The sequence below is a fragment of the Kitasatospora sp. NPDC088346 genome (genome assembly GCF_044740765.1).
In the GTDB taxonomy this organism is placed as follows: Bacteria; Actinomycetota; Actinomycetes; order Streptomycetales; family Streptomycetaceae; genus Kitasatospora.
Genome location: NZ_JBIURH010000023.1, coordinates 86,798 through 112,865, shown reverse-complemented (window position 1 = coordinate 112,865; position 26,068 = coordinate 86,798). Strand labels below are relative to the sequence as shown.

At 70.4% G+C, this 26,068-nt stretch carries 25 protein-coding genes and 1 pseudogene; 14 read left to right on the top strand and 12 right to left on the bottom strand.

The genetic code is table 11. The features are described from left to right. From ACIOFR_RS26095 to ACIOFR_RS26065, 7 genes and pseudogenes are all read left to right on the top strand, one after another. A pseudogene (locus ACIOFR_RS26095) lies at window positions 1-261 on the top strand (hypothetical protein); the annotation flags it as partial. 14 nt (window positions 262-275) lie between these two features. After that, complete coding sequence (locus ACIOFR_RS26090; RefSeq protein ID WP_401001367.1) at window positions 276-2,342, top strand: phage portal protein; 2,067 nt, start codon at window positions 276-278, stop codon at window positions 2,340-2,342. A gap of 63 nt (window positions 2,343-2,405) precedes the next feature. Then, a complete protein-coding gene (locus ACIOFR_RS26085; protein WP_401001366.1) occupies window positions 2,406-2,651 on the top strand; it encodes a hypothetical protein in 246 nt (81 codons plus the stop codon). A 122-nt stretch (window positions 2,652-2,773) separates the two neighbouring features. Then, complete coding sequence (locus tag ACIOFR_RS26080) at window positions 2,774-3,799, top strand: hypothetical protein (protein WP_401001364.1); 1,026 nt, start codon at window positions 2,774-2,776, stop codon at window positions 3,797-3,799. Window positions 3,800-3,888: 89 nt separating this feature from the next. Then, entirely contained in the window at window positions 3,889-4,929 is a 1,041-nt protein-coding gene (locus ACIOFR_RS26075) for a hypothetical protein (RefSeq protein WP_401001362.1), read from the top strand. Between the two features lie 65 nt (window positions 4,930-4,994). Then, window positions 4,995-6,155 (top strand): HK97 family phage prohead protease, encoded by a 1,161-nt coding sequence (locus ACIOFR_RS26070; protein ID WP_401001360.1) that lies wholly within the window; start codon window positions 4,995-4,997, stop codon window positions 6,153-6,155. 115 nt (window positions 6,156-6,270) lie between these two features. Continuing rightward, on the top strand, window positions 6,271-7,098 hold the full coding sequence (locus ACIOFR_RS26065) for an N-acetylmuramoyl-L-alanine amidase (RefSeq protein WP_401001359.1): 828 nt from the start codon (window positions 6,271-6,273) through the stop codon (window positions 7,096-7,098). A 61-nt stretch (window positions 7,099-7,159) separates the two neighbouring features. Here the strand turns inward: ACIOFR_RS26065 and ACIOFR_RS26060 are convergent, their stop codons facing one another. After that, window positions 7,160-7,837, bottom strand: a complete 678-nt coding sequence (locus tag ACIOFR_RS26060) for a hypothetical protein (RefSeq protein ID WP_401001357.1) — start codon at window positions 7,835-7,837, stop codon at window positions 7,160-7,162. A gap of 347 nt (window positions 7,838-8,184) precedes the next feature. Between ACIOFR_RS26060 and ACIOFR_RS26055 the strand changes: the two genes are divergently transcribed. Next, a complete protein-coding gene (locus ACIOFR_RS26055; protein WP_401001356.1) occupies window positions 8,185-9,501 on the top strand; it encodes a phage major capsid protein in 1,317 nt (438 codons plus the stop codon). Continuing rightward, window positions 9,501-9,956 carry a hypothetical protein gene (locus ACIOFR_RS26050; protein ID WP_401001355.1) on the top strand — a complete coding sequence of 152 codons (456 nt, stop codon included), beginning with the start codon at window positions 9,501-9,503 and terminating at the stop codon, window positions 9,954-9,956. The genes ACIOFR_RS26055 and ACIOFR_RS26050 overlap by 1 nt, the downstream gene beginning before the upstream one ends. Before the next feature lie 295 nt (window positions 9,957-10,251). Here ACIOFR_RS26050 and ACIOFR_RS26045 read toward each other — a convergent pair whose 3' ends face one another. The 10 genes from ACIOFR_RS26045 to ACIOFR_RS26000 all read right to left on the bottom strand — a co-directional run bounded on the left by ACIOFR_RS26045 (window position 10,252) and on the right by ACIOFR_RS26000 (window position 19,674). Beyond that, window positions 10,252-12,255, bottom strand: coding sequence for an ABC transporter ATP-binding protein (locus ACIOFR_RS26045; protein WP_401001353.1), 2,004 nt, complete (start codon window positions 12,253-12,255; stop codon window positions 10,252-10,254). 14 nt (window positions 12,256-12,269) lie between these two features. After that, window positions 12,270-12,422, bottom strand: coding sequence for a hypothetical protein (locus tag ACIOFR_RS26040; RefSeq protein ID WP_401001351.1), 153 nt, complete (start codon window positions 12,420-12,422; stop codon window positions 12,270-12,272). A 2-nt stretch (window positions 12,423-12,424) separates the two neighbouring features. Next, a complete protein-coding gene (locus tag ACIOFR_RS26035; protein WP_401001349.1) occupies window positions 12,425-12,907 on the bottom strand; it encodes an NUDIX domain-containing protein in 483 nt (160 codons plus the stop codon). A gap of 247 nt (window positions 12,908-13,154) precedes the next feature. Then, the gene (locus tag ACIOFR_RS26030; RefSeq protein ID WP_401001348.1) at window positions 13,155-13,526 is read right to left on the bottom strand and encodes a hypothetical protein; all 372 of its coding nucleotides are present in this window, start codon (window positions 13,524-13,526) and stop codon (window positions 13,155-13,157) included. 78 nt (window positions 13,527-13,604) lie between these two features. Further along, window positions 13,605-13,823 carry a hypothetical protein gene (locus tag ACIOFR_RS26025; protein ID WP_401001346.1) on the bottom strand — a complete coding sequence of 73 codons (219 nt, stop codon included), beginning with the start codon at window positions 13,821-13,823 and terminating at the stop codon, window positions 13,605-13,607. 26 nt (window positions 13,824-13,849) lie between these two features. After that, window positions 13,850-14,371, bottom strand: coding sequence for a LuxR C-terminal-related transcriptional regulator (locus tag ACIOFR_RS26020; RefSeq protein ID WP_401001345.1), 522 nt, complete (start codon window positions 14,369-14,371; stop codon window positions 13,850-13,852). 28 nt (window positions 14,372-14,399) lie between these two features. Then, window positions 14,400-15,908: a Mur ligase domain-containing protein gene (locus ACIOFR_RS26015; RefSeq protein ID WP_401001343.1), complete on the bottom strand. Its 1,509-nt coding sequence runs from the start codon at window positions 15,906-15,908 to the stop codon at window positions 14,400-14,402. An 84-nt stretch (window positions 15,909-15,992) separates the two neighbouring features. Further along, entirely contained in the window at window positions 15,993-17,402 is a 1,410-nt protein-coding gene (locus tag ACIOFR_RS26010; protein ID WP_401001341.1) for a glutamine synthetase family protein, read from the bottom strand. Next, complete coding sequence (locus tag ACIOFR_RS26005; protein WP_401001339.1) at window positions 17,399-18,895, bottom strand: amino acid permease; 1,497 nt, start codon at window positions 18,893-18,895, stop codon at window positions 17,399-17,401. The genes ACIOFR_RS26010 and ACIOFR_RS26005 overlap by 4 nt, the downstream gene beginning before the upstream one ends. Window positions 18,896-18,957: 62 nt before the next feature. Then, window positions 18,958-19,674 (bottom strand): hypothetical protein, encoded by a 717-nt coding sequence (locus ACIOFR_RS26000; RefSeq protein WP_401001337.1) that lies wholly within the window; start codon window positions 19,672-19,674, stop codon window positions 18,958-18,960. A gap of 637 nt (window positions 19,675-20,311) precedes the next feature. Between ACIOFR_RS26000 and ACIOFR_RS25995 the strand changes: the two genes are divergently transcribed. Continuing rightward, window positions 20,312-21,640, top strand: a complete 1,329-nt coding sequence (locus tag ACIOFR_RS25995) for a DNA-binding protein (RefSeq protein ID WP_401001335.1) — start codon at window positions 20,312-20,314, stop codon at window positions 21,638-21,640. 62 nt (window positions 21,641-21,702) lie between these two features. On the opposite strand, the gene ACIOFR_RS25990 is transcribed toward ACIOFR_RS25995, so the two are convergent. Next, on the bottom strand, window positions 21,703-22,767 hold the full coding sequence (locus ACIOFR_RS25990; protein WP_401001334.1) for an NAD-dependent epimerase/dehydratase family protein: 1,065 nt from the start codon (window positions 22,765-22,767) through the stop codon (window positions 21,703-21,705). A gap of 302 nt (window positions 22,768-23,069) precedes the next feature. On the opposite strand from ACIOFR_RS25990, the gene ACIOFR_RS25985 reads away from it, so the two are divergent. The 4 genes from ACIOFR_RS25985 to ACIOFR_RS25970 are packed head-to-tail and all read left to right on the top strand — an operon-like array spanning window position 23,070 to window position 26,062. Then, window positions 23,070-23,210, top strand: a complete 141-nt coding sequence (locus ACIOFR_RS25985) for a hypothetical protein (RefSeq protein ID WP_401001332.1) — start codon at window positions 23,070-23,072, stop codon at window positions 23,208-23,210. 14 nt (window positions 23,211-23,224) lie between these two features. After that, the gene (locus tag ACIOFR_RS25980; RefSeq protein WP_401001368.1) at window positions 23,225-24,415 is read left to right on the top strand and encodes a JmjC domain-containing protein; all 1,191 of its coding nucleotides are present in this window, start codon (window positions 23,225-23,227) and stop codon (window positions 24,413-24,415) included. Next, on the top strand, window positions 24,412-25,257 hold the full coding sequence (locus ACIOFR_RS25975) for an aldo/keto reductase (protein ID WP_401001331.1): 846 nt from the start codon (window positions 24,412-24,414) through the stop codon (window positions 25,255-25,257). Before ACIOFR_RS25980 ends, ACIOFR_RS25975 begins: the two co-directional genes overlap by 4 nt. After that, window positions 25,238-26,062, top strand: a complete 825-nt coding sequence (locus ACIOFR_RS25970; RefSeq protein WP_401001329.1) for a hypothetical protein — start codon at window positions 25,238-25,240, stop codon at window positions 26,060-26,062. The genes ACIOFR_RS25975 and ACIOFR_RS25970 overlap by 20 nt, the downstream gene beginning before the upstream one ends. Window positions 26,063-26,068 lie beyond the last annotated feature (6 nt).

The following is a 26,068-nucleotide window of genomic DNA, read 5'->3' as shown; positions in this document are numbered from 1 at the left end:
TGTGTACCCTACGCGGGGGGGCGGCCTCGCCGGCGTGCCGTCCCCCCCCCCCGCCCCCCCACCCCCCCAACCAACACCCCCGCCGCCCCCCCGCCACCCCGCGGGGCCCGCGACATCGCCGCCATAGTCCTGTTCGCCCTCGGCACTGCGGGACTCAACACCGCCGCCTACACCACGGACCCGCGTCTCGGCACGGCCTGCACCAGCCTGTGCGCGCTCACCGTCGCCACCATCCTCGGGCGCGACAACGAGCAGCAGTAGGAGGAGCCCCGCCCATGTCCCGCCGATGGTTCCCCACCCTGCGCAGCACTCCGCCGGACACCAAGAGCGAGCCGAACTACACCCTCAACTGGTCGCCCGCCGGCATCGACCGGGCCCGGCCGTGGTCCGTTGAACGAGCCGTCCAGGACGGCATGGAACGCGCCGTGTGGATCTACAAGGCCGTGGACACCATCGCCAACCACGCCGCCGACCGACTCCTGCGTGTGCGCCCACGCAGCGACAGCTCCGATGAGCCCCTGCCGCCGCTCGCCGACCACCCGCTCTACCAGGCGATGAACGTCAAGGCCAACCCCCTCGAGGTCGCCTGGATCCTCAAGAAGAGGGCGAGCATGCAGCTCCTGCTGAGCAAGCGCGGCGTCTTCCTCGAGCCGACGTTCAGCCGGGGCGGCGACCTCCTGCGTATCGACCTCCTGCCCCCGGGGCGCACCAGGCCGGTCCCCGGCAAGGGTGCGGACCTCGTCTCCCACTTCGAGACCGTCACGCCGACGGGCGAACTGCGCACGCTTGACGTGGACCGGGTGCGATGGATCCGCAACCCCCACCCCCTCGACCCCTACTCCGGCATCACCCCGCTGGAAGCCGCCGGCCTGTCCGCCGACCTCGACTTCTTCACCCGCCACTACAACCTCAGCTTCGTCCACAACGACGCTCGGCCCGGCGGTGTCATCGGCATTGACGGCGACATGGACGACAGCGAACTGCGGCTGCTGCGCGCCAAGTTCGGTGGCGGGCCGTCCGCTGCGGGTGCCTGGACCGTGTTGACCGGCGGCAACATCACCGTCACCGACACCTCCACCACCCCACGGGACATGGCCTACGAGACCGTGTCCCTCAACTCCAAGGTTGAGCTCTTGGCCGCGTTCGGCGTCCCCGAATCCCAGCTCGGCAACGCCAGCGGCCGCACCTACGACAACGCCCAGGCCGAGAAGCTGCAGTTCTGGGAAGTCACCATGCCGCCGCACCTGTCGCTGCTCGCCGCCGGCTTCCAGGAGGACGCCGGCGACAGCAACGAGGTCTACTTCGACACCTCCGACATCGACGTGCTGCGCAACGCCCGCTCCAAGCGCCTGACCGAGGCCCGCGAGGAGGTCGCCGCCGGCGTCCGGTCCGTCCGCTCCTACGCCGAACTCGCCGGTTACTCCGATGAGGTCGACGACACCCCGGCGACCCGCGCCCTGTGGGTCACCTCCGGCCGCATCCCGGTCCCCGCCCGCGCCGCCGACGCCCAGGCCTTCACCCCGGCCGCCTCGCCGCCCACCAGGCAGCCACCACGTATGGCCAAGGCCCTCGACACCACCACCGACCTGCCGCTGGATGACACCGCCGCCGAGACACTCCGCACCCGCCTGGACGACGCGCTCCAGACCCTCGCCGTCCGCTGGACCGAACGTACCGTCGCCCGGCTCAGCGCCCCCCGACACCGCAAGGGCACCCGGCACTGGGACGACCGCGGTACCGAGGACACCCGGGCCGGCAGCAAGGACCTACCGGTCGAGCAGGTCGTCGACGTGGCGACGTGGCAGCAGGAAGCGACCCAGGCCCTCCAGCCCCTCATCGAGCACGCCTCCGACGCCGCAGCGAACGAACTGAACGCCGCCCTCGGCTCAACCGGCACCAGCACGGTCGCCGTCTGGCCCGCACTCGCCCCGCTGCTCACCGACTGGCTGGCCAAACAGGCCAGCGTCCTCGCCGAGGAAGTACGACACGCCGACCGCGCAGGGAAGAGCCTCCCCGGCATCACCGACACCACCCGAGACTGGGGGCGCTCACTCGCGGCCTGGGCCACCGGCACGGCCAACCGCCTGGCCACCGCCACCATCGAGATCGCCCGAGACCAGGCCGCCGCCGCGACCGCCCGCGCCGGCCTTGTTCGCCGCTGGGTCGCCCACGACGACGGCCGGACCCGACCCGAGCACGAAGCCGCCGATGGCCAGACCCAACCGCTCGGACAGCCCTTCGCCGTCGGACAGGACCTGCTGCGCCATCCTGGCGACCCCCAGGCGCCCCCGGGACAGGCCCTTAACTGCCGATGCCGCCTGGCATGGCGGATCCAGCACTGACCCCCCGTCAAGCCCGCCACGTGCCCGCCCAGGGTCCGTGGCGGGCACGTGTGAGGATGGAGCATGAGCACCGGAACCCCACCCAGCGATCGGCAGCAGCTCAACGAGGACTGGATCCGCAGCCGACGCTGGGACATCCGCTACGCCAACGGAAACCCCGTGACCACGCTCGACGGCCTCGCTGAAGTGCTCGGCATCGATCGGCGCGAGGCGGCCCGCCGCGTCCTGACCCAGCCCTTCGGGAAGGCCGCCCCCCAGGAGCTGCTGGACGAGGCCCATCAGGAGCCCGCAGCCGACCCGTCCTCCTGATCCCGCGTCCTCGCCGAACTCCGTAGGCCGGAACTCGGATCGGCGGTCCTGCGACGCAGCGACGCTATCGGTGACTTCTTGGCACTGTGCCCCCTCTGCCCCAGCGCTGCCGAGGGAGTGCCGTGCCGAACCCTGTCGTTCCTGCCATCCACCTGCGCCTCCGCGTGAAGCAGCAGTCCTTCCGCGAGAGTCTGCACCCTCGGGATGGCCAGGGGCGCTTCGCGCACACGCCAGGCGCCAGCACCGACCCGCTACTCGAGCGCATCCGGGCCGCCGCAGCCCGGCCCGCCCGCGGTCCACGCTCGCAGCCGCGGCTCGACGAGGAGGAACACGGCCTGGTGTTCCGGGACGGCGACAGCGAGCGCGTAGCGCAGGCATACAAGGCCAACGTCGTCGCGGGCCTGACCCGGGACCTGAATGACGTACCGGACGATGCGCTCCTCGCGGAGAACGACTGCACCCGCCTGGCCAACGTCCAGAACGGCTACGCCACCGCACACCAGGACCCGGAGACCGGGCAGCTGCGCACCACCGGCCCCGGCGGCTCGCCCCCACACTCCTCGTGGACGCAGGTCAGCCCGGAAAAGGCCCGCGACCTCCTGCGATCGGAAGCCGTGAACCGCATGGTCGCGACCTGGGCGATGACCTCCAACGACGAGGACCCAGCCGCCCTCGCGCTTCAAGCAACCGCCCGCGACCACTTCGGCCTGCAGCCGGCCGCCGACTGGCCGAGCGTCGACCACCTCGCGCAGGCCACCGCCGACCACCAGGCCGCCCACCGGCTCGCTCTCGAAGTGTTCCTCACCGCCATGTGGGACCGCACCCAGACCCACCTCGCCGAAGCCAACCTCGGCTCCCTCACGGTGTTCCGTGGCATGAGCACCCCCTACGGCAAACCGCCCGCCGGGTGGGCAGCCGACAGCAATACCCTCAGCGACCCAGCCCTGCGCCCCCTCTCGGCGTTCTCCCTCGACCCCGACGTGGCCCACCAGTTCGCCACCGACGAGGGACCCGGCATCGTCATGAGCGCCATCGTGCCCGCCGGTCGCATCATCGCGACCCCGGCCACCGGGATCGGCTGCCTGGACGAATCCGAGGTCGTCGTTCTGGCCGGCCCTGGCACCTGGCACTGGCAGCTAGCCGACTGACGCCTGCTCAGTCATGCGCTCGGCGCGACGCTGCGTCCCTTCCGCTGCCAGCCTGCCGCGACCCACACCACCCGGCAGAAAGCAGCACGGTGTACGCCGAGCCCACCACCGTCACCCTGCGCCTGCGGGCCAAGACTCGCCCGTGGGACGAACACCGCCACAGCCGAGACAGCCGCGGGCGCTTCGCCGAGCACGCCGGCACCGCGCCAGCAGCCCTCCCCGGCACCCGATCCGACAGCCAGCACGTCACCGACGCGCAGCTGCTCGGCAGCCGTCATCGCTCCGCGGGGAAGGTCAAGGCCGCCATGTGCGGCTCGCTTGCCCAGCGCATGAGCGCTATCACGGACGAGCAACTGCTGTCCGATCGGCAGCGCGAGCGCCTCACCCGAGTACGGGCCGGGCAACTCGCCGCCTACCAGCACGATTACGGCGCCTACGGGTACGCCGAGTACGTCGATCAGGCCGACCTGGACAGCAGAGCCCGCCAAGAGCCGTGGGGCTACACACGGATGACCGGCGACGAGTACCGCGACTTCGCCCGCGCCGAGGCCGTCTCCCACCTGGTAGCTGGCTGGGCCTCCACCGCCAACGATCACGACCCAAACGCCCTCGCGCTACAGGAGACAGCCCGCCGCCGCTTCAACCTCGCGGACACGCTGCCCTGGGACCACGGCCACGAGGAACTGGAAGCCGAGACACAACAAGTTCTCGCCGAAGACGGCCACGTGCTGAACGCCTTCCTCACCGCCATGTGGGAGACCACTCAGGAGCACTTCGCCACCGTGGGAATCGACCACGTCACCGTGCACCGCGGCTTCACCGACGACTACGACGACACCCACACCCGGGGGGTGAACGGCTCCGGGTCCATCACCGACCTCCCACTGCGCCCACTGTCGTCCTTCTCGACCGAGGAACACATCGCCGAGGAGTTCGCCACACAAGGCGGCGACGTGTCCGGGCACGTCATGAGCGGCGACGTACCGGTGACCCGCATCCTCGCCGTCCCAGGAACCGGCATCGGCTGCCTGGACGAGAACGAAGTCGTCGTCCTCGCCGGGCCCGGCGACTGGCACGTCTACGAGGTGCACCCCGAGGAGCACGACGACTACTTCGGCTACGAGGACTAGGCGAGACCCTAGGTCCCATCCGCGCCTACGGTGGCCGGCACCAAGCCTCGGACGGGAGCGACACGGTGGGAGCACGCACAGCCAGCAGCACGCTGGACCACAAGCAGGCGACCCTCGGCCTCCTGGAGACCGACGACGAACAGGGCGCCTTCACCACCCTTGTGAGTGTCACCGGTCTCCTGGACCACGACGGCGACGTCATCGAGCCGGGCGCCTACACCCGCACCCTGGCCGAGCTCACCCCGAAGGGCGTGTGGTCGCACGACTGGAACGTCTGGACCGCGCGCACCGAGCACATCGAAGAGCTGATGCCCGGGGACCCCCGGCTCCCGGCCACGCTGCCGGACGGACAGCCCTGGCCCGCCGGGGCCGGGGCGCTCCTGGTCAAGGGCCGCTGCAACCTCTCCACCCAGGCCGGCCAGGACATGTACGCCAACCTGCAGTTCTTCAGCGACCAGGTGCAGTGGTCGATCGGCTACAAGGTCCGCACCTCCAAGCGCAGCAAGGGCGCCCGACACATCACCGACCTGGACCTGTACGAGTACAGCCCAGTCCTGTTCGGCGCGAACCCCTACACCTCCACCCTCGACCTCAAGAACCACCCGGACGCCAAGGCCCGCGGACTGCTACGGGAGGCCGAAGTCGAACTCGCCCCGCTCGCCGGGACGCTGGAAGAGCGCATCGACACGATCACCGCCTCCGTGCAACAGCGCCTTCTGCCAACCAGCGACGACGAGTTCGGGGGCGGCACGCTCCAGATCATCGGCACGTACCCGGACCGGGTGATCGCCTCGCTGTGGAAGTACACCGAGGACGGCTACGGCACCACCACCTGGGAAGTGCCGTACACCCTGGACGGCGACGGCCAGCCGACCGCAGGCCCACCGCGTCCGGTGCGCCTGGTCCTGGACGTCGAAGGCGGCGGCGCGGACGCCGCAGTCGCGCCGCTGGTACCGGATCTGGAACGGGTCGCATCCCATCTCAAGACCCTCACCACTGTGGACAGCAAGGAAGGCCGGGCCCTGTCCGGCGAGAATGCCAGCCGACTCGCGGCCGCCGTCCAGCACCTCGTCGCCGTGCTCGCCTCAGCCGGCATCGACTGGCAGCAGCCTGACACGCCGGCCAAGCAGAGCAAGTCGGCCTCAACGACCCTCCTGCCCGGCGAGATCGGCGCCGCTCTGGCGCTGTTCGCCGAAGTGGGTGAGGGTGCCAACCCCGCCACGTGACGACGCGACGCTAGCTGCGGCGCGGACCTAGCTTCCCGGCACACCATCCACCCCCTTTCCGGGAGGACACCGTGCCGATCAGCTACCCGAACGACTGCCTGCGGGGGGCGGGCCAATGAAGCTCGTCTCCCGCGCCGAGTGGGGCGCAGCGGCGCCCACCGGCTCCTACACCCGCATCACCTCCACGCGAGGCGTGAAGATCCACTACGAAGGATCGGCTGTCCCGGGCGCGCTCGCCGCCGATCACGGCCGATGCGCCGGCCACGTCCGCGACATCCAGGCCTCGCACATGGCGAACGCGTCAGAGGGCTGGATCGACATCGCGTACTCGTTCGTCGTGTGCCCGCACGGGTCCGTGTTCGAAGGGCGGGGCCTGGGTCGGAAGAACGGCGCCAACGGCAACTCGGCGCTGAACACCGGCCACTACGCGGTCTGCGCGATGGTCGGAACCTCCGGCATCACCTCGCCGACGGACGCGATGCTGGACGGCCTGGTCGACGCCATCGAGTACTGCCAGGCGTCCGGCGGTGCCGGAGGTGAGGTGCGCGGCCATCGCGACGGCTACGCCACGGACTGCCCGGGCGACGACCTGTACGGCTGGATCCAGCGCGGCGCACCCCGGCCGGTCGGATCGGGCACGGGACCGGCGCCCGCGCCGCCGTCCGGGCCGGTGTCGGGCGCCCCGCCCTTCCCCGGCCGCATCCTGCGGCTCACCGAGCCGCTGATGCACGGTGGTGACGTGCGCACTGTGCAGGCCCGACTGATCGAACGGACCTGGAGCGTCGGCCCTGACGGCGCAGACGGCTGGTATGGGGAGCACACCCGAACCACGGTCACCGCGTTCCAGCGAGACTCCGCGGCCAACGGCTGGCCGCTCGCCGACGACGGTGAGGTCGGACCGCTCACCTGGGCGGCCTTGTGGGACCGGCCCGTCACCCGCTGAACGCCGCAGCGCCCAACCCAGACAGGGTGGGGCGCTGCGGCGTTCAGCGGGCTGCCTGGTACTACCGGGCACTACGCGCTCGGCTTGCGAGAACCCCTCGTGCCCTGTTGATCGGCGGGTCCCAACTCCGTCCCGTCGTCGCGCTGGAGACTGTCGCGTGGGAGACCCCAAGACGTTCCGCGAGGTCAACGCTCGGGAAGTTGCCCCGCGCCAGTTCCCGCGACCGGTAGGCCTCCCGGGTCAGGCTCCCCAGCGTGCTGCTCGCCCACGTGGCCAGCACCCGGAACCCCTCACGCACCCAGAACTGCTTCTCGATCCTGCGGACCGCCTCCGGCAGACCCGAGTCCGACACGTCCGACCAAAGAGCGGGTGTGATCAGGTGACGGGCGGCGTACTCCTCGGCGGCCTGCACATCCGGGTGACCCTGCACCTGCGGTGAGAGGGCGATGTGAGCCAGAGCAGTGACCCAGCCCTCCTCCACCCGGGCGAGGCATCCCCAGACGCCGCGCACCTGCGCCCGCGGCCACAGCCACCAGGCCGCGAGCTGGTGCAGCCACGCGTCGGCTCGCGCTTCCCCGGCGCACGGCCCGTACAGCGCCGTTCTTTCCCCGGGCATGCTTGCGCGCAGCATCCAACCCTCGTCCGAGGAAAGGACCTGGAACTGGGCCCCTGCGACGGACAGACTGCTGCCCGGCCGATCGGCCGGCGCTGTTGCTGGCGGGTCGAGGTCGTCGGACACCTGCGGCAAGTCCGGGCGGGGAAAGGGGTACACGGCGGCACTCCGATCGAAAGCGGCCGAGTCACGCCCGGCAGGTCCGGCGCTCTGCCCGACCGCTCCACAATCACCAGCCCAAGGCCGCCGTGGGAACACCCAATGGTCCCGTGAGGAGAGGGAGTTGAAGCGCGGGCGTGAGGTGTCAGCTCACGCTGGCAACCTGCCCAAGTCTCGGCGCGACACTAAGGGCTGACCGCTCCTACGGTGTGCCGATCGCCGTGGCGCTCCGGTGCTGACCGGGCGCACGACGTGACACCCCTTCGTCCCGCGCTGGCGGGGCGGCCCGGCTCAACACCAAGGAGCGTCACCTCGTGACCGCCGACAAGACCCGGCTCAAGGAGCTCAACACCGCGCTGCGCGCCAAGGCGGCGGAGCTGGACACCATTAGCAACGCCTTCACGATCGAGGACGGCGGCGTCACTGTCTCCCCCGACAAGGCCGCGGCCTTCCGCAAGACGCTCAGCGAGGCTCAGGAGATCAAGCAGCTGATCACCGACCTCGAGGGCGCCGCCGGCATTCAGACCTTCCTCAACGAGCCCACCACCCAGCCCTACGCTCCGCAGGACGCCGCGCTCGCTGCGCGCCTCGGCGCCGGCCAGGCCAAGACCCTCGGTCAGCGGTTCGTCGACTCGGACGAGTTCAAGGCCCTGAGTGCCGGCGGCTTCCGGGGAAGCTTCGACGAGATGGTGACCGTGGACGGCCACGCCCTCGACCAGCTCGCCAGCAAGGACATCTTCAGCCGGTCCGCCGGCACTGCCGCTGTCCTCGGCCTGGGTACCGCCGAGCGGCTGGACATCGTCCCGCGCGCCCTGCGACCGGGCCGCATCCGCGACCTCTTCCCCTCCCAGACCACCACGGCGAACCTGCTGTACGGCGTCCGGGTCACCGGCTTCACCAACGCGGCCGGGATCGTGCCCGAGCGGGCCATGGAGGTGCCGCCCGGCGGCGGAGCAGCGGTCGAGGTCTACGCCAGGGCCGGGCAGTCGAACCTCACCTTCAAGACCGTCACCTACCCGGTCGCCGAGATCGCGCACACCATGCCGGTCCACAAGAACACGCTCGCCGACGAACCGCGGCTGCGCGACCTCATCGACACCGAGATGGTCGACGGCGTGAAGATGACCGAGGACAACGAGATCCTGTACGGCGTCGGCGGAGACGAGAAGATCCTCGGAATCGTCAACACCCAGGGCGTCCAGACCTACGCCCAGGTGGACCCGGACAAGCAGTCTGCCGCGATCCGCCGCGCCGCCACCCGCGCGTTCCTCGCCTACTTTCCGCCCACCGGGATCGTCCTGCACCCGTTCGACTTCGAGGACTTGGAGCTGGAGACCGACAACCAGGGTGCCTACCGGGTGGCGGTCAACGTCGCGATCGGCGCGCAGAAGGTCGTCTGGCGGCTCGCCGTCGTCGACTCGATGGCGATCAACGAGGGCAAGTTCCTCCTCGGCTCCTTCGGGCTCGGCGCCCGCCTGTACGACCGCGAGCAGGTCTCCGTCCAGGTCTCCACCGAGAACCGGGACAACTTCGAGCGGGGTGTGGTGACCATGCGCGGCTCCGAGCGCGTCGGCCTCGAGGTGCCCCGCCCCGAGAGCTTCGTCTACGGCGCCTTTAAGGCGACCCCCTGATGGCCGCCCGCAAGCCGTCGACGGGCCCGGCCAGCACGGCCGAACCGCAGACCGGGCCGACCGCTGGGGCTGTCAGCAACCCGCCGCCAGTCAGCCCGCCCGGCATCGAACTGTCGGCCGCAGCCCCGCTCGAACCGCCAGCGTCCGTCAGCGCGCAGCCACCAGCGCCCAGCCCCGAACTGCCCCCCACCCCCGAGATCACGACGCACCAGCCACTCGACAGCGATGACGTCGAACTGGTGGATGAGGACGGCGACGAGCTGCCGCAGGACCTGGCCGAGCTGTTCGACCTGACCCACCCAGAGTGGACCGTCGTCTATCCGAGGGTACGGATCTACCAGCGCCGCACCTACACCGGCAGCCGGCGTACCGTGACCCACCTGCTGTATACCCCAGCCCAGTCGATCCCGCGCAGCGAGCTCGACCAGTTCCGGCATGCCCTCGGCTGGGACTGATCACCACCCCTACGGTCACGAGCCCGTCCCTGAACTCCGGGACGGGCCTCGTCCGTGAACGCCTCACCCAGTGGGGGAGGACAATGGCACGCAATCCGCAAACCTGTGACGTACTGGCTGTGTTCGTGAGAGCGAGCAGCGCTTGGACAGCGCTTCGAGAGGCAATCGAGCGCCCGCGAGCGAGTCATGCTCAGGCGAACAGCACCCGGCGTATATGCAGGTGTGCCCGGGGAGGGGGTACGGCCCCGCACCGGGCGCCGGAAAGGCGTGACCTGGGGCTTGACGAGTACCCGGTTCAGAACCTGGCCACTGGATCGGTCTCCGACGCAGCCTGCTGAGGCACATGCGAGATGGCGTACTGGCGAGCCTGGAGGAGGTATGCCTCGCGGTACTGGGTGATGGGTTCCTGGGCCATCAGCTCGTCGTGGGTGCCCTGCTCGACCAGGCGGCCGTGGTGGAGGACGTAGATGCGGTCGGCCTTGGCAGTGGCCGCTAGCCGGTGGGTGATCAGGACGACGGTGACGCCGAGTTCGGTGAGGTTGCGGATCTGCTCGAACGCGGCGACCTCAGCCTTGGCGTCCATCGCGGAGGTCGGCTCGTCGACGATCACGAGGTGCGGGAGCCGCCCGTCCGGCGCCGGGGTGGTGAGCCGCAGGTGGGTGCGGGCCAGAGCGATGCGCTGCCACTGGCCCCCGGACAGTCCGACTCCGCCCTCGTAGCCCTTCGCGACCAGGGTGTCCCAGCCGCGCGGCAGCTCCTCGACCACGGGCTGCAGGTCCGCGTAATCTGCGGCGGCGTCGAGCTGCTCCTGGCTGCACGGGACTTCGGGCCGGCCTAATAGGAGATTCGCCCGGAGGGTGAAGGCCCAGCGCTGGAAGTTCTGAGCGAGCAGGGCAACGGAGGAGAACAGCTGGTCGCGATCGGCTTCGGCGACGTTCACGTCCCCCCACACAATGCGTCCCTGATGGGGCTGGTAGACCCCTGACAGGAGGTGGGCGAGCGTGGACTTGCCCGAGCCGTTCTCGCCGACCAGGGCGATCACCTCGCCCCGGCCGATGGTCAAGCTGATCTTGTCCAGTGCGGGGGTGTCGCGGCCGTCGTAGGTGAAGGTGACGTCCTCTACGCGGATGGTCTCCGGGCGTTCGGGCAGAGGGAGGCCCCCGACGGGGATGGCCCGGCGCGCGCCCTCGCGGTGGAGGTCGTCGAGGTCCCGCACGAAAAGGGCCTCTTCGTAGAGCCCGTTGATCTGTGAGACGAGGCCGCCGATGCTGGCCGAGCCGGTGCGGATCGCGACCACGGCGGTGCCGGCCACGGCCAGGGCCATGGAGCCGTCCACCACGAGCCAGCCGAGCAGGGCGAACGCGCCGACGGTCGCCAGGCCGGCCAGAGCAGCGCTGACCAGGTCGGTGCGGGCCTTCGCATCGGCCAGGCGTGCCTGCTCCTTCTCGGCCGCCCGAGCCATCTGCTCGTAGTGGCCCAGGATGAACGGCCCGGAGGCGTGCACACGCAGCTCGGCCGCCGACCACGGCCGCACCAGCATGTCCGCCAGGGCGGTGCTGGCCCGCGAATGCTGCAACCACGACTTCGTGGAGGCGTAGCGGCGCCGCGCGGTGCGCACGGCGCCCCAGCCGCGCGGAGCGGAGATCAACAGGAGCATCGGCAAGAGTGCGGGGTGCAGTACGGACAGCACGCCGCCAGCGGACACCAGACCGAGCGACGCGGTGAGCACGGAGGTGGCCTGGCCGACGAGGTGCTGGATGGACACCGCGCCCCAGCGGGCGCTGTCCACGAAGGACAGGAACTCCGGGTCCTCGATTGCCTCCAGTTCCGTGCGACTGACGATCCGCAGGAAGTCACCGGTGGCGACCCGGAACACGGCCGGCTCGAGCTTGCCTGCCGCGCGGCCGGACGCGGCGGACAGCACCGCTGAAAGGCCTGCGACGGCACCGACGACGATGATCGCGGGCAGCGCCGCACGGAGCACGTCCTCTACCGGACCCGGGGTGAGGACTTGGGCGAGGGCACGGCTGGTGGCCAGCAGGGCGACGGCGGCGGCGAGGCCTCGCAGCACCTCGGCGCCGACCAGCGTGGCCATCGAGGTGCGATCGGCCTGCCAGGCCATTCGTCCGGCCAGCCGCATAAGGGAGGGTAGCTGCCGGGCCACGGCCAGGAAAGTAACGTCCGCGCCAGCCATCTCGTGGCGGGCCCAGCCGTAGTCGTAGCGCATCGGGCCGCCGAACAGCAGCTGCTCGCTGTCGGACCCTTCGGGACGGCCGGGGCTCGGGGGTGTGGGTGTCATCGCAGATGCCTCTGTCAGGTGGTCAGGAGCAGGCGGAGCAGATCGTCGAGCGGGTACTCGGTGACACCGGCCCAGTCGAAGGAGCCCCGCAGCAGGTCTGTTTCGGCGGCGCCCAGGCCGATGGTGCGGGGAATGTAGGGTCGGGCGGTCGCCGGCGGCTGGCCCACGGTCAGGCTCCGACCAGAGCGCGGGGATCGACGTCGGCGTCCCAGCCGTGGGTGGAGAAGCCTCGACCGCCGTTCAGGTACGAGGCGAGGGCCTGGTGGGAGGTGGGGAACATCGGACGGGGCAGCGCGGCGGCGTCCGACCACACCACCGCGAGGTGCTTGTCCGGCTCGGTGTTGGTCAACGTGCCCGTCCAACTGGTCGTGGCGAAGACCGAGAGCAGGAAAGGGCCCCGGCCATCCCAGCCCTGCCGGACCTGGATCGTGTGGACCAGTCGCAGGTCCTCGGCCGGGATGACCAGCCCCGTTTCCTCGAACAGCTCCCGCGCGGCGGCCTCATCGAGCCGCTCGCCCTCCTCGACCTTCCCTCCTGGGATCGTCCATGCCGGGCTTTCGCTCCAACTGGCCGCTGCGTAGTGGATGGTGGCGATCCGGCCGTTCTCCTCGTCGTGGACGATCACGGACACGGCCTGGCGCAGGCTCTGCACAGTGCTGCTCCAAAAGGGTGAGAAGGGTGGGGGAGTACGGCCGTGCGGCCTGTACGCGGGGTGTCACACGGGGAACCCGTGTACGGGCTGGTGCCGTCCGGCTGGGACGGCGCGCTAGGCGACACGGGGCCTCCATGAAGGTGCTGTGGGCGGGAGACCGGCTTGGGAAGCGCCCGGGCGACGATCCTGGCAGGCCCGCTCGGCGACGATGCTGAACTCTCAGTACGGTCACCCGATGGTGCCAACATCAGTTCGATATCGGCGTGTTGCTCGACGGGTCAGCCTCGACCTCACCCTGATGGGCGCACCCGCGAATCCTGGGGGCGCCGGAGATGGCGAGCAGCCTGAGAACGGTGCCGATGGCGACCGCGTGCGCGGAGCGGCGGATGCTCACCTGTGTGGGGGAGTTGGGCACTGTGGTGTGGCCGGTCGGCAGCAGGGCGGGAGCGGCGGCTCTGGACAGCACGGTGCGCGGCTCGGCCAGGGCGACGAAGTCGACCAGGACAGCGTTTCGGTCGCGATGCCACAGGTCCAGCTCGCGACTGCTCGCCCCGCCGGTCGGCCGTAGCCGGCACAGGGCGGCCCGATCGACTGGGTGCTTGCAGGGTGGCGCATTCACATCTTTTCTCTGTGGTCGGAGGGGTGCGGCCCTGGCCCGAACGGCCGCCATGGGTGTGGAGCGGGGTGGTGTGGGTCCTCAGCTGGCCGGCGGTCGCTGGCCGCTGATGGTGGATGTGCGCTTTGGCGGGGTGGTTCGGTGGTTGATCAGGCGGTCAGCGGTGGCGAGGGTGGCGAGCGAGACGATGGCGAAGATCCCCAGGTACAGGGGTTGGCCGATCTCGGTGCGGTGCTGGAGGAGATAGAGGACGGCGCCGCCGACCGAGAAGCCGAGCAGGAAGCACACCGCTCCCAGCACAGCGCGGCTGGCTGTTCGGCGGATGCTCACGGCGCCCGCCGATGCTGCTCGACGTCGTGACCGGGCGGGTCGGCGGGCCAGGCCGGCTCGATGTCGTTGAGCGTGGTGAGACCGGCGAGAACACCGACGACGCTGGCCTGAAGCTGGCTGTCGACACCCAGCTGGGTGAGCAGCGTTTTGGTGTAGGTGCGCATCGTGCTCGGGGCGATGCCCCAGTCGGCGGTCAGCTCGGGTGTGCTCCGGCCGGCGGCCCAGCCTTGCAGGATCTGCAGCAGGCGAGGCGGGAGTTGGGGCTTGATGGTGAGGGCCGCGCTGGGGCGGACCGGGCTGGTGACGATCCGGTGAGCGGAGGCCCAGGCGGCGAGCTGCAGCACCGTGCGTGTGCGGGTCTTGGCGAGAAGCAGCTCGATGGCGCTACGTACACCGCCCGGATCTACAGCGGCCTCGTCGTCGGCGGAGATCTGGTCGTGGCTGGCGCTGGCGGCGACGAGGACGATCAGGCGGCGTTCCTGGTCACTGAGGTCGGGCAGGGGCCCAGTGGCGGTCATGGCTCGTTCTTTCGCAGCTTCGGGCGGGTCACAGCTGGTGGGGGATCGGCGCGTTGGGGGCGGCGAGGTGGAACAGCAGACGCGGGCCGATGCGCATTGCCTGGTCTGTGCCGATGACGAGGACGAGATCACCGGGGGCGGTGAGGGCGGCGATCTGCTGTTCGGCGCAGGGCTCACCTGGGCTGGAGCGGATCCGGTGGACCGCGTCCGTTCCGAGGGCCTGGCGGGCGGCCTGTTCGACGGCGTCGAGGGGGTCGTCGGCGTACAGGGTGGCCAGCGGGGTACTGACCGGGAGCAGGACCGCGCGGTCCGCGTTGCCGAGCGCGGCACCCAGCTCGGCGGCGTGCGCGGCGGTGCGGGCGACACCGTCCGGCTCCAGGACGGCGATCACCGAGCCCTCGGTGAGCATCCGGGCGGCCACGACGTCCCCCGAGACCTCACGGGGGTGACGAGCCCGGGAGTCCACCACGGTGATCTGGCTGTGCGTGCCGACGGTGGCGAGCGAGCGCTCGACGCCGCCGAACCGGGCGAGGCGCTCGGCGACGGCCTGCGGGTCCTCACCCAGGACGAGGGCGGTGGCGATGGCAGCGCAGGCGGCTAGGGCGTGGTGGCGACCGGCGATCGGCAGGATGAACGGGTGCTGCTCGCCCTGGTGCTGCAGGGCGACGTGGTAGCGGTCCCCGGTCCAGCGGGGTACCAGGATCCGCACATCGTCGTCCTGGTCGAGGCCGACGGTGACCACGCTCGGGCCTGGGCGGTCGCCCAGTCGCTCGCGGAGGATCTTCGAGCCGCGCTCCCAGGTCGGCAGGACAACGGTCGCGGCGGTGCGGGCGAGGCGCTCGGCCGCGTTAAGGCCCTCGATGGTGTCCGCGTGATGCGGGGCGTTGGCGCCGGTGATGGTGATCAGCGCGATGGCGAGCTGGGGGTGCTTGTCCAGGTAATGCGGGGCGGGCCGGTGCTGCCAGGCGCCGGGAGGTGTGGCCTCGTGGGTGGCGGTGTCGGGGCAGAAGTCCACGACGAGGCGGCCTTCGCTGGCGTGCCCGACGGAGCCCGCCCGGGACGCGGCGTTGAGGATCCAGCCGGTCGTGCCGTCGTCGAGCGCCGCAGCCAGGGCGGCCGCCGCGGTCGCGGTGCTGTGACTGCCGCCGACCGCCACCACCTGGTGTCCAGGGTGTGCGGCCACGGCTGCGAGCGCGAGTGCCCGCCCGAGCACCGGCAGCCGCAATACCTGCGCGCGGTCGAGCTCGGGATGCGGGCCGACGACGACACCCGACCACACCACTGCCGTACGGTCGGTGCGCACGTGCCCAGCCTCGAAGCCGACTTCGACCTTCACCCCGGCGGCTCTCAGCCCGGCCACCACTGGGCTGTCCTGCGCGGCGGGCGGCACGCTGCCGGTGACGTCGGCGCCGCGTCCGGCCAGCCACCGGGCCAGGCCCTCCATGCCGGGTACGGCGACGTCGACCAGGTGCGGGGCGGACAGCAGCTCGGGCACGGCCGGGACCGCCTTGGTCGTGGGGCGGGTGGTGGTGTCCATGCGGGTCTCCATCGGGGAAGCGGAAGGTGGGGGTTGGTCCGGGCCGGTGGCGGGGAGGGGGATCACCCGCCACCGGCCCGGGGCTCATGCCTGGGCGAACCCGCGCTCCAGCTCGGCGTCGGTGACGCGGGCGGCGTGGTGGTCCAGGTCCAGGCGGGCTACGGAGGCCAGGTGCGCGACGACTCGCTCGCCCAGCAGCCCGGCGGCGAGCGTGCTGGTCTCGAACCCGGCAAGGGCCTCGGCCAGGGAACGGGGCACGGCCTTGGCGGCGGCGTCCTGGTAGGCGTCGCCGACGCTCGCGGCACAGGGCTTGAGGCTGGCCTCGATGCCGTGCCGGATTCCGGCGAGGACTGCGGCCAACGCCAGCACCGGGTTGGCGTCGGCACCGGGCAGACGGATCTCTAGCCGCAGGCTGCGGCCGTGGCCGACCACCCGCACCGCGCAGGAGCGGTTGTCCCGCCCCCAGGTGAAGCGGGCGGGAGCGAACGAGTGATCGCCGTAGCGCCGGTAGGAGTTCACGTACGGCGCCCACAGCGGCGCGGTGGCGGGCAGCACGGCCAGCAGCCCAGCCACCGCCTGCTCGCCCAGCTCCGACAGCGCGGTCCCGTCGTCCAGTCCGGATCCCAGCACCGGCCCACCACTGGCGTGCAGGGAGACGTGCAGGTGCATGCCGCTTCCGACACCGCTGGACGGGGCCGCCATGAACGAAGCCGCCAGCCCCTGCTCGTCTGCCACCGACCTGGCGGCGTGCTTGAACAGCACGTTCTGCTCGCACATTGCCCTCGTCTCCCCGTACGGGAAGGTGACTTCGACCTGGCCAGGGGCTCCCTCCAGCTTGACCGCCTCGACCGGGAGTCCGGCCCCGGCGAGGACCTGCCGCAGACGTGCGCCGAAGGCGGCGACCGAGCCGGGCTGGTCGAGCGCGTAGTCGCGGTTGTCCCACGTCGCCGGGCGGAGCCCCCGCCAGCCGATCGCCGCAGCGTCGCGGGCAGTGCCCTCGTAGAGGAGGAATTCCGTCTCGATCCCGACCCTGGCCGCCAGGCCGAGCGCGGAGAGGCGGTCGAGCTGCTCGTTCAGCAGGGTGATCGGCGCCAGCGGGTGCGGCCACCCGCCGGTGATCGGATCAGCGAGCAGCACCGCCGTGCCCGGCAGCCAGGGCAGCACGCGGGCCCGGCCGAGGCCGGGCAGCAGCGCGACGTCGCCGAAGCCGCTGTCCCAGGAGAACTCGCCAGCCTTCGAGGCGGTCATGCCCAGGTCGGTGCCGATCACGTACCCGCACATCTCCGGGATGATCCGGTCCGACCGAAGCCGCTCCAGCAGCACCTGGGCGTCGTACGCCTTGCCCTTGAGCCGTCCCTGCACGTCAACGGCCGCGAGCAGCACGGTGTCGATGCAGTGGGAGTCCACCAACTGGTGCAGCGGGCCAACCGGCGCGGCGAAGTCGGCCGCAGTCCGGTCCGCCCGGGCGCGGGCGGCGCGCATCGTGGCCCTCATACGATCTGCGCCTCTATCCGCGCCAGGCGTGGGTCCTGGACGACCGGCACCTTGAACCTGTCGCCAGCCATCCGGTACCACGCCGCCGACAGGGCCAGGACGACCAGCAGGGTGACGGGTGCGTAGTTGAACGTCTCGCCAGTGACCGGGTAGCGCTGCGGCAGGCAGACGAGCACCGTCACGACGGCCACCCACACCACCGCGAGGATCCCAACAGGGCGGCTCCACCGGCCCAGGTTCCACGGCCCTGGCACGAACCGGTGGCTCTGCCGCAGCCGCAGGTACACCGGGATGACATAGGCGGGGGTCATCCCGATCACGTTCACGGCCGTCACGGCCCCGTACGCCGCAGTCGACCACAGCGAGGGCACCGCCAGGACGAACGCCACCGCCACAGCCAGCCACACCGCCATGGTCGGAGTGCCGTTGAGCGACAGCCTGCGCCATATCGCGGAGCCGGGCAGCGCGTTGTCCCGAGAGAAGGCATAGATCATGCGGGAGGCCGCCGTCGTCTCGGCCGAACCGCAGAACAGCTGGGCCCCGATCACGATCAGCAGCAAAAACTTCGCACCGGTCGTCCCGACGGCGTCCAGGAAGATCTGCGCGGGTGGCACGGTCGCCCCTGCGGTGGTGCCGTAGTCCTTGACCGCGAACAGCAGGCCGGCCAGCAGCACAAACCCGGCCAGCAGCGAGACCCAGATCGAGCGGACGATGCCACGTGGAGCGGCCACCTGCGAGTCCTTGGTCTCCTCGGACATGTGCGCGGAGGCGTCGTAGCCGGAGAAGGTGTACTGGGCCAGCAGCAGGCCGATCACTGAGACGTAGAACGGGTTCGGCCAGCCAGTGCCGTTCGCGAAGTGCCCGAACACGAAGGAAGGCGACTGGTGGTGGGACGGCACGATCGACAACACCCCGACGATCACCACCACGCCGAGCAGGTGCCACCACACCGAGATGCTGTTGAACACGCTCACCACGCGGACACCGAAGACGTTCAGCAGCGCGTGCAGTACCAGGACACCGGCGAAGATCGCCAGGATCAGGCCCGGAGTCGGCTCGATATCCCACTGCAGGCCCGCGAACGCCGCGATGAACGAGGCGGCGCCGTAGTCGATCCCGGCGATCCCGCCGAGCAGACCCAACAGGTTGAGCCAGCCGGTCACCCACCCCCAGCGCGGCCCACCCAACTGCTGTGCCATGTAATAGAGGGCCCCGGAGGTTGGGTAGGCGCTGGTGACCTCGGCCAGGGCCATGCCGACGAGCAGCGCGGCCAGGCCGACGCCCACCCAGCCCCACATCATCACCGCCGGGCCGCCGGTCGCCAGCCCGAACCCGAAAAGCGTCATGCAGCCGGACAGGACGCTGATCACTGAGAAGCTGACGGCGAAGTTCCCGAAGCCGCCCATCCTGCGGGTCAGTTCGGGCTCGTAGCCCAGTGATCGCAGATGCTCGTCATCCCCGTGGGCGGGGGCGGAGCGGTGGGGCCGAGACATGCAGAGACCTCCGTAGGGGGAAGGCGATAGGGAGCCCGACCGGGCGGCCGGGCGAAGGGCGGTCAGCGGGCAGCGGCGAACGACTGGGCCAAGGCTTGGCGGATCAGATCGCTCGGCCGGTCCGACAGACTCACCCACGGCTGGGAGGAGACGAACGGGTTGAGCGCCGCGAACACCTCGGCGGCCTGCTGTGGGTGGCGAGTCGCCCAGAGCGCGTGAGCGAGGTGGCTCTCGTCTACGACCGGCCACCGGCCGACATCGGCTTGTGACGCTTGCCAGTGTTCGTAGGCCCGCAGCACCGTCGACCGGACACCCTCGTCATTCGTCCACTGAAGTGCGGCCCGCTCCTTGCGCTCGGTCCGGCGGTAGCGATCGACGTGCAGGTACAGCGGAAGGACGTGAAGTGGCGAGCCTGCCGGAGCGTGGGGCAGATAGGTCGTCAGGAACTCGGTCGCGGCACCGCTCTCTCCCCGAGCGAGCCAGAAGCGGAGCATGCGGTGGAACGCTTCCCTGCTCCACGGGTCCGCCCGGCGTGCTTGGTCGAGAAGACCCCACGGGCCCGGCGGAAGCATCAGGTCGGGCGCCCCGACCTGATGCTCAGGCCGTGCCTGGGTCGAGTCCAGCTGCGCGAGGGCGAGCAGGCCGATCCACGGAACGGGGTCGCCGGCGAGGCTGGAGGCCGCCTGCCAGCACGATCCCCGGGCCGCGTGTTCGCGGCTGGCTGCCTCCCGCGGGTCGATCTGCTGCTGCCGGACCAAGAGGGCCAACTCGACGGCCACCCTGGTCTGAAGTGTGACCAGGCCGACGCCGTTCGGCTCCTCGGCGGCCCAATGCTGAAGGACATCCGTACGGGCCGAGACCGCGCCGAGCGCCTGGGTACGGGACGCCCACAAGGCCGGGTCGCCCCACGTCCGTGCGAGGAGTGCACGGGTCGACCACCATCGGCCGTGCTGTAGATCCTCCAGTGCAGCCCGGAGCTCACCGTCGTGGCCGGCAGGGTGTTGCACCAGCTGAGCCGTGTCAACGGTAGACGCTGATGGCATGACCCATTTCCCCCTCGTGATCTGTCTGTGCCGCTCTCCCCGGCTAGGTGAAGGGCCGAGGACGCCGGGCAGGCAGCCGGCGGACAGCCGGGTTCACCCGGCTAGGTCGAGGAAGGCAGAAGAGAAGTGGCCGGATCACGTTGCGCCATGTGATCCAGCGATCGGCCACCTACTGTCCTGGCTCACGCGGAACACCGCTACTACCGCCACATGTCATCTTGTGGCTGGGGCTGACGGCTGCCGATCATTGAGGTGTCATCTCGTCAGTTTCTGCAGCGTGAAAGCCATATGCGGGGTATTCCTAGATGCGGGCTCTCCCCGCACGCGCGGCGGCTGAGGCTCTGGTCGACACCAAGGGGCGGAGGCGTGCGACATGTCGAAGAAGACGCTGCTGCGGGTCCTGATCGATAAAAGGGGATGGGAATTCCCCGACTTCGACAGGGAGTTCAAGGACGCTGGCAACGAGCTGGCGAAGAAGCACAAGGACTCGCGGTTTAGCGGCCTGACCATGTCGGAGGCCACGTATCGGCGTTGGGTCGCAGGGACGGTGTCCCGCCCGACCGGCAAGTCTGTACAAGTGCTCCAGCACATGTTCGGCCGGTCCGCCGACGAACTCTTGGGACCGGCAAACGAGGGAGACCCCGAAGCACTATCCCGGCAAGACCTTGAAAGAGAGCTCGCGATGACCGCACGCGACGCATCCGACCACGCCGCCTCCGTGGCGTCCGCCTTCGTCTCCGACCTGTCCATCGACCAGGTGGGAGAGGACCTCCTTCGACTGGCCCGGACCTACAACAACCGCCCTCCGTTCGACGTCTTCCGCGAGGCCCGCCAGCTTCGGGCCGACGCCGAAGCGCTCTCGGACCGGACCCACATACCGAGCCAGAAGCAGCAGCTGCTGATCGCAATTGGCCAAGCGACGGCACTGCTGAGCATGACCGCCTTCGACCTCGGCTCCCTCGGGGACGCCACACGGCTCGCCCGCACCGCCGCGATGTACGGTGAAGCTACCCGTTTCACGCCGCTCTCCGCCTTCGCGGTCGGCACGCTCGGGATTCTCGCCTACTGGGAGGGCCGACCCGCCGAGGCGATCCGCCTTGTCCGGCAGGCGCAGTCGTTCGCCGGTGTCGGTACGGCCGGCAGGACGCGCATCGCCGCCATCGAGGCCAGGGCCTACGGGCATCTAGGGGACCGGCAGCGAGCGGCCGCGGCGGTCAACCGCATCGCAGGGGATGCCGCAGTCGAGCACGACGATCTCCATGACGGGGTTGCCGGGGAATTCCTGCACGGGCCCGAGCGCATCGCCCGCTCTCACGGCACTACCTTCCTGCTCCTGCACGACGGTGCCGGGGCGCAGGAGCATGCGAGGCGCGTACTGGAGCTGCAGAACAGCCTTCCCACAGATCAGAGGATGCCCCGAATCGAAGCAGAAGCGCGAGCGGACCTCGCGTCAGCGCTGATCCTCGGCGGTGAACTGGATGAGGCCGTCGAGGTCCTGACGCCGATCGCCGCGCTCGCCCCCGACAGGCGACCGGCCGGCCTGGTCGAGCGCGTGATAAACGTCCGCAGACTGCTCACCACGGAGTCCGTCCGGACGTCACCCGCCGCTGTCGCGCTGAGCGACTCTCTGGAGGAGTACACGAGGGTCTCGGCTCCCAGGCAACTCGGTTCCGGTGTAGCACGGCTCGCCATCGGCGAGTAGCAGTCCCCGACCGGTGGGGCGGGGTGGTCCAGGCGGATGCCGGTCACGCCGCCCCAGCCGTCTCAGCCGAGCGAGCGGGCCGCCGCGAGGATCTCCTGCTCCCGGGCCGCGTTGATGCCGTGGGCAGACGCCCTCGGGTGGGGGACAGGTGAGTTGCCTGCTTGCAGCCAGTCCCAGGTGTCCCGGACCGTGTCCTCCAAGGGGCGGCAGGTGAAGCCAGCGGCGTAGGCCGAGGAGGAGTCCACCAGCCAGACTCCCTCGTCCGTCCGCCAGAGCGGCAACTCCGTCCACTGGCGGACCCCGTGGTCCAGCAGCACTCCGTCAGACACCCAGCGAAGCTCACCCGGTCCGCCCGTCACGGCCAGGCACGCCTCCAGGAAGCTCCCCATCGTGTCCCGGCCGATCGGCGCCGCCACGTTGTGGACGCCTCCGCCAGGATGGTCGGCGACATCGACGGCGAAGCGAGCGACGTCTCTCACGTCCACCGGCTGGATGCCCTTGCCGGGACTTCCGGGAGCCAGGATCTCGCCGCCGCGGGCCGCTCGCCGAAGCCACCACGGAAGCCGGCCGACGTACTCGTGGGGGCCCAAGATCACGCCGGGGCGGAGGAGCCAGCACCGATCTGCTCCGAACGTCTCGACCACCGCCCGCTCACCGCCGGCCTTCTGCCGACCGTAGTGCAGATTTGGCCCCAGCCAGCCCGGAGGATTCATCCCGTAGTCGCTTCCGGCATCGGCGGGTCCGTCCAGCAGTGGGTCGCCCACCTTGAGGGGGTGGTCCGGCCACCCGGCGTACACCGACACGGTCGAGACGTAGACGTAGCGGTCCGTTGCGCCTTCCAAGGCCCTCGCGCCGGCCAGCACAACCTTCGGCGGCTGTTCGGCGGCCGAGGTGTCGATCACGGCGTCCCATGGGCCTGCTTCTGCCAGCCGGGAGAGGTCGTCCGCCGATGTACGGTCACCGATCACCCGCTGGACGCCCGGAAAGAACGCCCCGGACCTGCCCCGATTGAACGTCGTGACGGCCCAACCCCGGGCCAGCGCTTCCTCAACGACGGCCTTACCCAGAAACCAACCGCCGCCGATCACCAAGACTCTCATGCCAGGCATCCTGCCCAGAGTTGGCACCTGCTCGCCACCCCGTAGCGCACGGTCAAGCCCGAACCCGCAGGCCGCAGCCGTGACTGCGACAAAGATGACACCTCGATGACACGTTGGTGAAGGGAGGCCGTCGAAGTGACAGGTCGAAGGCATGGTCCTGTCAATGCCTCCCGGACAGACTGGGTTGCTCGGCCGCACCGCTGATCCGGATCGATCAACCGGTGGCTGCCGGGAATTCCCGTCGGCACGAGCGTCTGTCTCGGCCACCTGCGGGACTCACCACGATTCCCGCCGAAGAAGCCGGCGGGAGAATCCGAGAGGAGTACCTGATGGAGAGCACCACGCCCGCTGCTCAGGACAACGAGGGGGGCGGCCTCCTGGTCGCCGTCCGCAACATCCGGGCCGCGCGGTCTCGCGCGGACCTGCCGTCCGACAACACGGGCGGCAAGTCCGACCAGAACGACACCTGATCCGGATGCCCACGATGCACGATGCCGCTTCGTGGGCGGTGCGCCTGGGTGGGGACCAGTTCCTCACCCAGGTGCTCCACCGCTCCTACGCCATCGTCTCGACGGACGGGACCGACACAGGCTCCCTCCTCTCCTGGGACGATCTGAACTCCATCGTCGCGACGCACCGCATGGAGCCGCCGAGGCTGCGGCTGTCGCAGGACGGGGAGACCATCCCCCTCGGCCGGTACTCGGCCCCGATCACCAACCGGCGCGGAGTGACCTGGAACCGGGTTCACCCCGCCGAACTCCATGCCAGGCTCGCCGAAGGCGCGTCCTTAGTCGTGGACGCGATCGACGAGATCCACTCGCCGATCCGTGCCGCCGCCGAGGCCTTGGAACGCTTCTTCGGCACGCCCGTGCAGACGAACGCCTACGCCTCGTGGACCGAGCGGGAAGGCTTCGGTCGGCACTGGGACGACCATGACGTTGTCGTCGTCCAACAGCACGGCGCGAAGCGCTGGCGGCTGTGGGAGCCGACCCGGACGGCGCCCACCTTCCGCGACGTGGAGTCTCCGGAAGAACCCGACGGCGAACCGGTCGCTGACGTCGTCCTTACCCCGGGTGACGTCCTCTACCTGCCGCGCGGATGGTGGCACGCCGTCACCGCCGACCAGGGCACCGAATCCTTGCACCTCACATTCGGCCTCGTCACCCATACCGGAGCCAGCCTCATCAACTGGCTGGCCGACCAGATGCATGCGGACACCGTCATGCGGCTGGACATCCCCCGCCACGCGGAATCGGCGGCAAAGTCCACGTACCTGGAAGCCTTGCGGACCGCGATGCTCGCCGCCCTGTCCGACCCCAAGTTGATCGACCGGTGGGCGGGCTCCGTCGACACCACCCACTTCGGGCGCCCGGCCCCGTCCCTGCCGTACGTGGCGGAGCTCCCGCCTCGTCGGGAGATCGCCGTACGGCTCACGGCGGCACGCGCCGAGATCACGACCGACATCACAGCAGGAACCGTCACCTTGGCGGCGGCCGGCACCGAGTGGGAGTTCGCACAGCAGGTGACCCCCGCGCTCCGCGCCTTGCTCGCGGGCGAGCCCGTGACTATCGGGGACCTCGCCGATGCCGCCGGCCTGGAAGTCAAGGATGTGGCAGGTGTCCTGACGGTCCTCATCAAGGGCCAGGGCGCCTGTGTCGTCAAGGCAGCACCGTGAGCGCCGTTCTCGGCCTGGGGACCTACCGGGTGCGCGCTGTCAGCGACGCGGCGCGCACCGCCCTTCTGGCCGGAACGCCCTGGATCGACACAGCTCCCAACTACGCGTACGGCCGCGCCCACCGCGAGCTCGCTGCCGTTCTTCCGGAGTACCCGGGTGTCCGGGTGGCGACGAAGGCCGGGTTTGATCCGCAGGGACGCCACAGCATCGCCCCGGAGTTCGTCCGCTCCCAGACCGAGCAGACCCTCGCCGACCTCGGCCAGGCGGACTTGGTGTTCGTCCACAACCCCGAGCGGTCCAGCTACGACCGCGGGCAGCTGCACCGGAACGTACTCGGCGCGTTCGCCGCGCTGGAGGAGTTCGCGCACGCCGGGCGCATCGGCGGCTACGGCGTCGCCACTTGGTCCGGCTTCACGTCCCGGGCGTTCACCGTCGCCGAGCTGGTCGCCCTGGCCAGCGCCGCCGCCGGGTCGCAGAGCCACCGCCTCACCGGGGTGCAGATGCCGGTGAGCCTGGTGATGGCTGAGCCCCTCACCCAGGCGCTCGACGGGGACGGACCACTTGTCCACGCACGCGAAGCCGGGATCACCACCTTCGCCTCCGCGCCCCTGCACGGTGGCGAACTCCCGGCGCTGATGACACCCGAACTGGTGAATCTCATTCAGCCGGGATCGAACCCGTACGCCGCCGCGTTCCACCTGGTCGGGGCCTGCCCGGCTCTCGACGTCGTCCTCACCTCGACCAGCAGTCGCGCGCACTGGGACGATGCCACGGCGGCCCTCGCCCGCCCGATCCCGGAAGACCGACTCAGGAAGGTGCTCGATGTCCTTTCAGCCGGATGACGCCGCCCGCCACCGCCTGGACGGCGCGCACGCCAAGGCCGCAGCTTTTCTCGGCCTCGCCTGCACTGGGCCGTCTGTCTTCGGCACATCCGGGTCGACGGTCGGCCGCCGCGCAGGGGACCTCTGGCTGCGTGTCTCCAGCGGCCGGCGCCGATTCGCCCCCCGGCCCACCGGCCAAGGGCCCCTCGGAGCCGAGCAGTTCATCCCGGAGTCCGTCCCGCGCCCGCGGCTGCACGACACCCTGGACTGGACGGAGGCCGCCTGGGCCTACCAGGCAGACGTCTTCGACCTTGTCGGCTCCGCAGTGTCCTCGACACCGGACCTCCGCCAGGTCCCGGGCCTGGAGGACGGCTGGTGGAGCGGTCTGACGACCGCGTTGGCCGGCATCGCCACGGCCCCTGGGACAAAGATCCTCTTGCGGCCTGAATGGGTCGAGGAGGTCTTCCCGAAGTACCTCGGCATCTCGGCCCCCGCTACGGTCGAGCGGACCACCGGCCACGGGGATCTCCAGTGGGCCAACCTGACCGCCAAACCGCTCATGATTCTGGACTGGGAGCGCTGGGGACTCGTCCCCGTCGGCTACGACCCCGCGGTCCTGTGGGTGAGCAGCCTTCTCGTGCCCGCAGTCGCAGACCGCGTCCGCGCGGAGTTCTCCGCCGTCCTTGACACCCCGGCCGGACGTGTCGGCCAACTGATCGCCCTCGCGGAGACGCTCCAAGCCGTCGACCGCGGATACTACCCGGAACTGGCGCCACTCCTCGCAGACGCCGCATACAGACTCACCGGCGTTCGCCCCGCGTGCTGACCACGG

Coding starts and splice junctions, on each gene's coding strand:
- ACIOFR_RS26045 (WP_401001353.1), bottom strand. CDS start 12,255: ATGACACCCACACCCCCGAGCCCCGGCCGTCCCGAAGGGTCCGACAGC.
- ACIOFR_RS25970 (WP_401001329.1), top strand. CDS start 25,238: ATGTCCTTTCAGCCGGATGACGCCGCCCGCCACCGCCTGGACGGCGCG.
- ACIOFR_RS26065 (WP_401001359.1), top strand. CDS start 6,271: ATGAAGCTCGTCTCCCGCGCCGAGTGGGGCGCAGCGGCGCCCACCGGC.
- ACIOFR_RS26015 (WP_401001343.1), bottom strand. CDS start 15,908: ATGGACACCACCACCCGCCCCACGACCAAGGCGGTCCCGGCCGTGCCC.
- ACIOFR_RS26050 (WP_401001355.1), top strand. CDS start 9,501: ATGGCCGCCCGCAAGCCGTCGACGGGCCCGGCCAGCACGGCCGAACCG.
- ACIOFR_RS26010 (WP_401001341.1), bottom strand. CDS start 17,402: ATGAGGGCCACGATGCGCGCCGCCCGCGCCCGGGCGGACCGGACTGCG.
- ACIOFR_RS25995 (WP_401001335.1), top strand. CDS start 20,312: ATGTCGAAGAAGACGCTGCTGCGGGTCCTGATCGATAAAAGGGGATGG.
- ACIOFR_RS26005 (WP_401001339.1), bottom strand. CDS start 18,895: ATGTCTCGGCCCCACCGCTCCGCCCCCGCCCACGGGGATGACGAGCAT.
- ACIOFR_RS26090 (WP_401001367.1), top strand. CDS start 276: ATGTCCCGCCGATGGTTCCCCACCCTGCGCAGCACTCCGCCGGACACC.
- ACIOFR_RS26085 (WP_401001366.1), top strand. CDS start 2,406: ATGAGCACCGGAACCCCACCCAGCGATCGGCAGCAGCTCAACGAGGAC.
- ACIOFR_RS25980 (WP_401001368.1), top strand. CDS start 23,225: ATGCACGATGCCGCTTCGTGGGCGGTGCGCCTGGGTGGGGACCAGTTC.
- ACIOFR_RS26020 (WP_401001345.1), bottom strand. CDS start 14,371: ATGACCGCCACTGGGCCCCTGCCCGACCTCAGTGACCAGGAACGCCGC.
- ACIOFR_RS25985 (WP_401001332.1), top strand. CDS start 23,070: ATGGAGAGCACCACGCCCGCTGCTCAGGACAACGAGGGGGGCGGCCTC.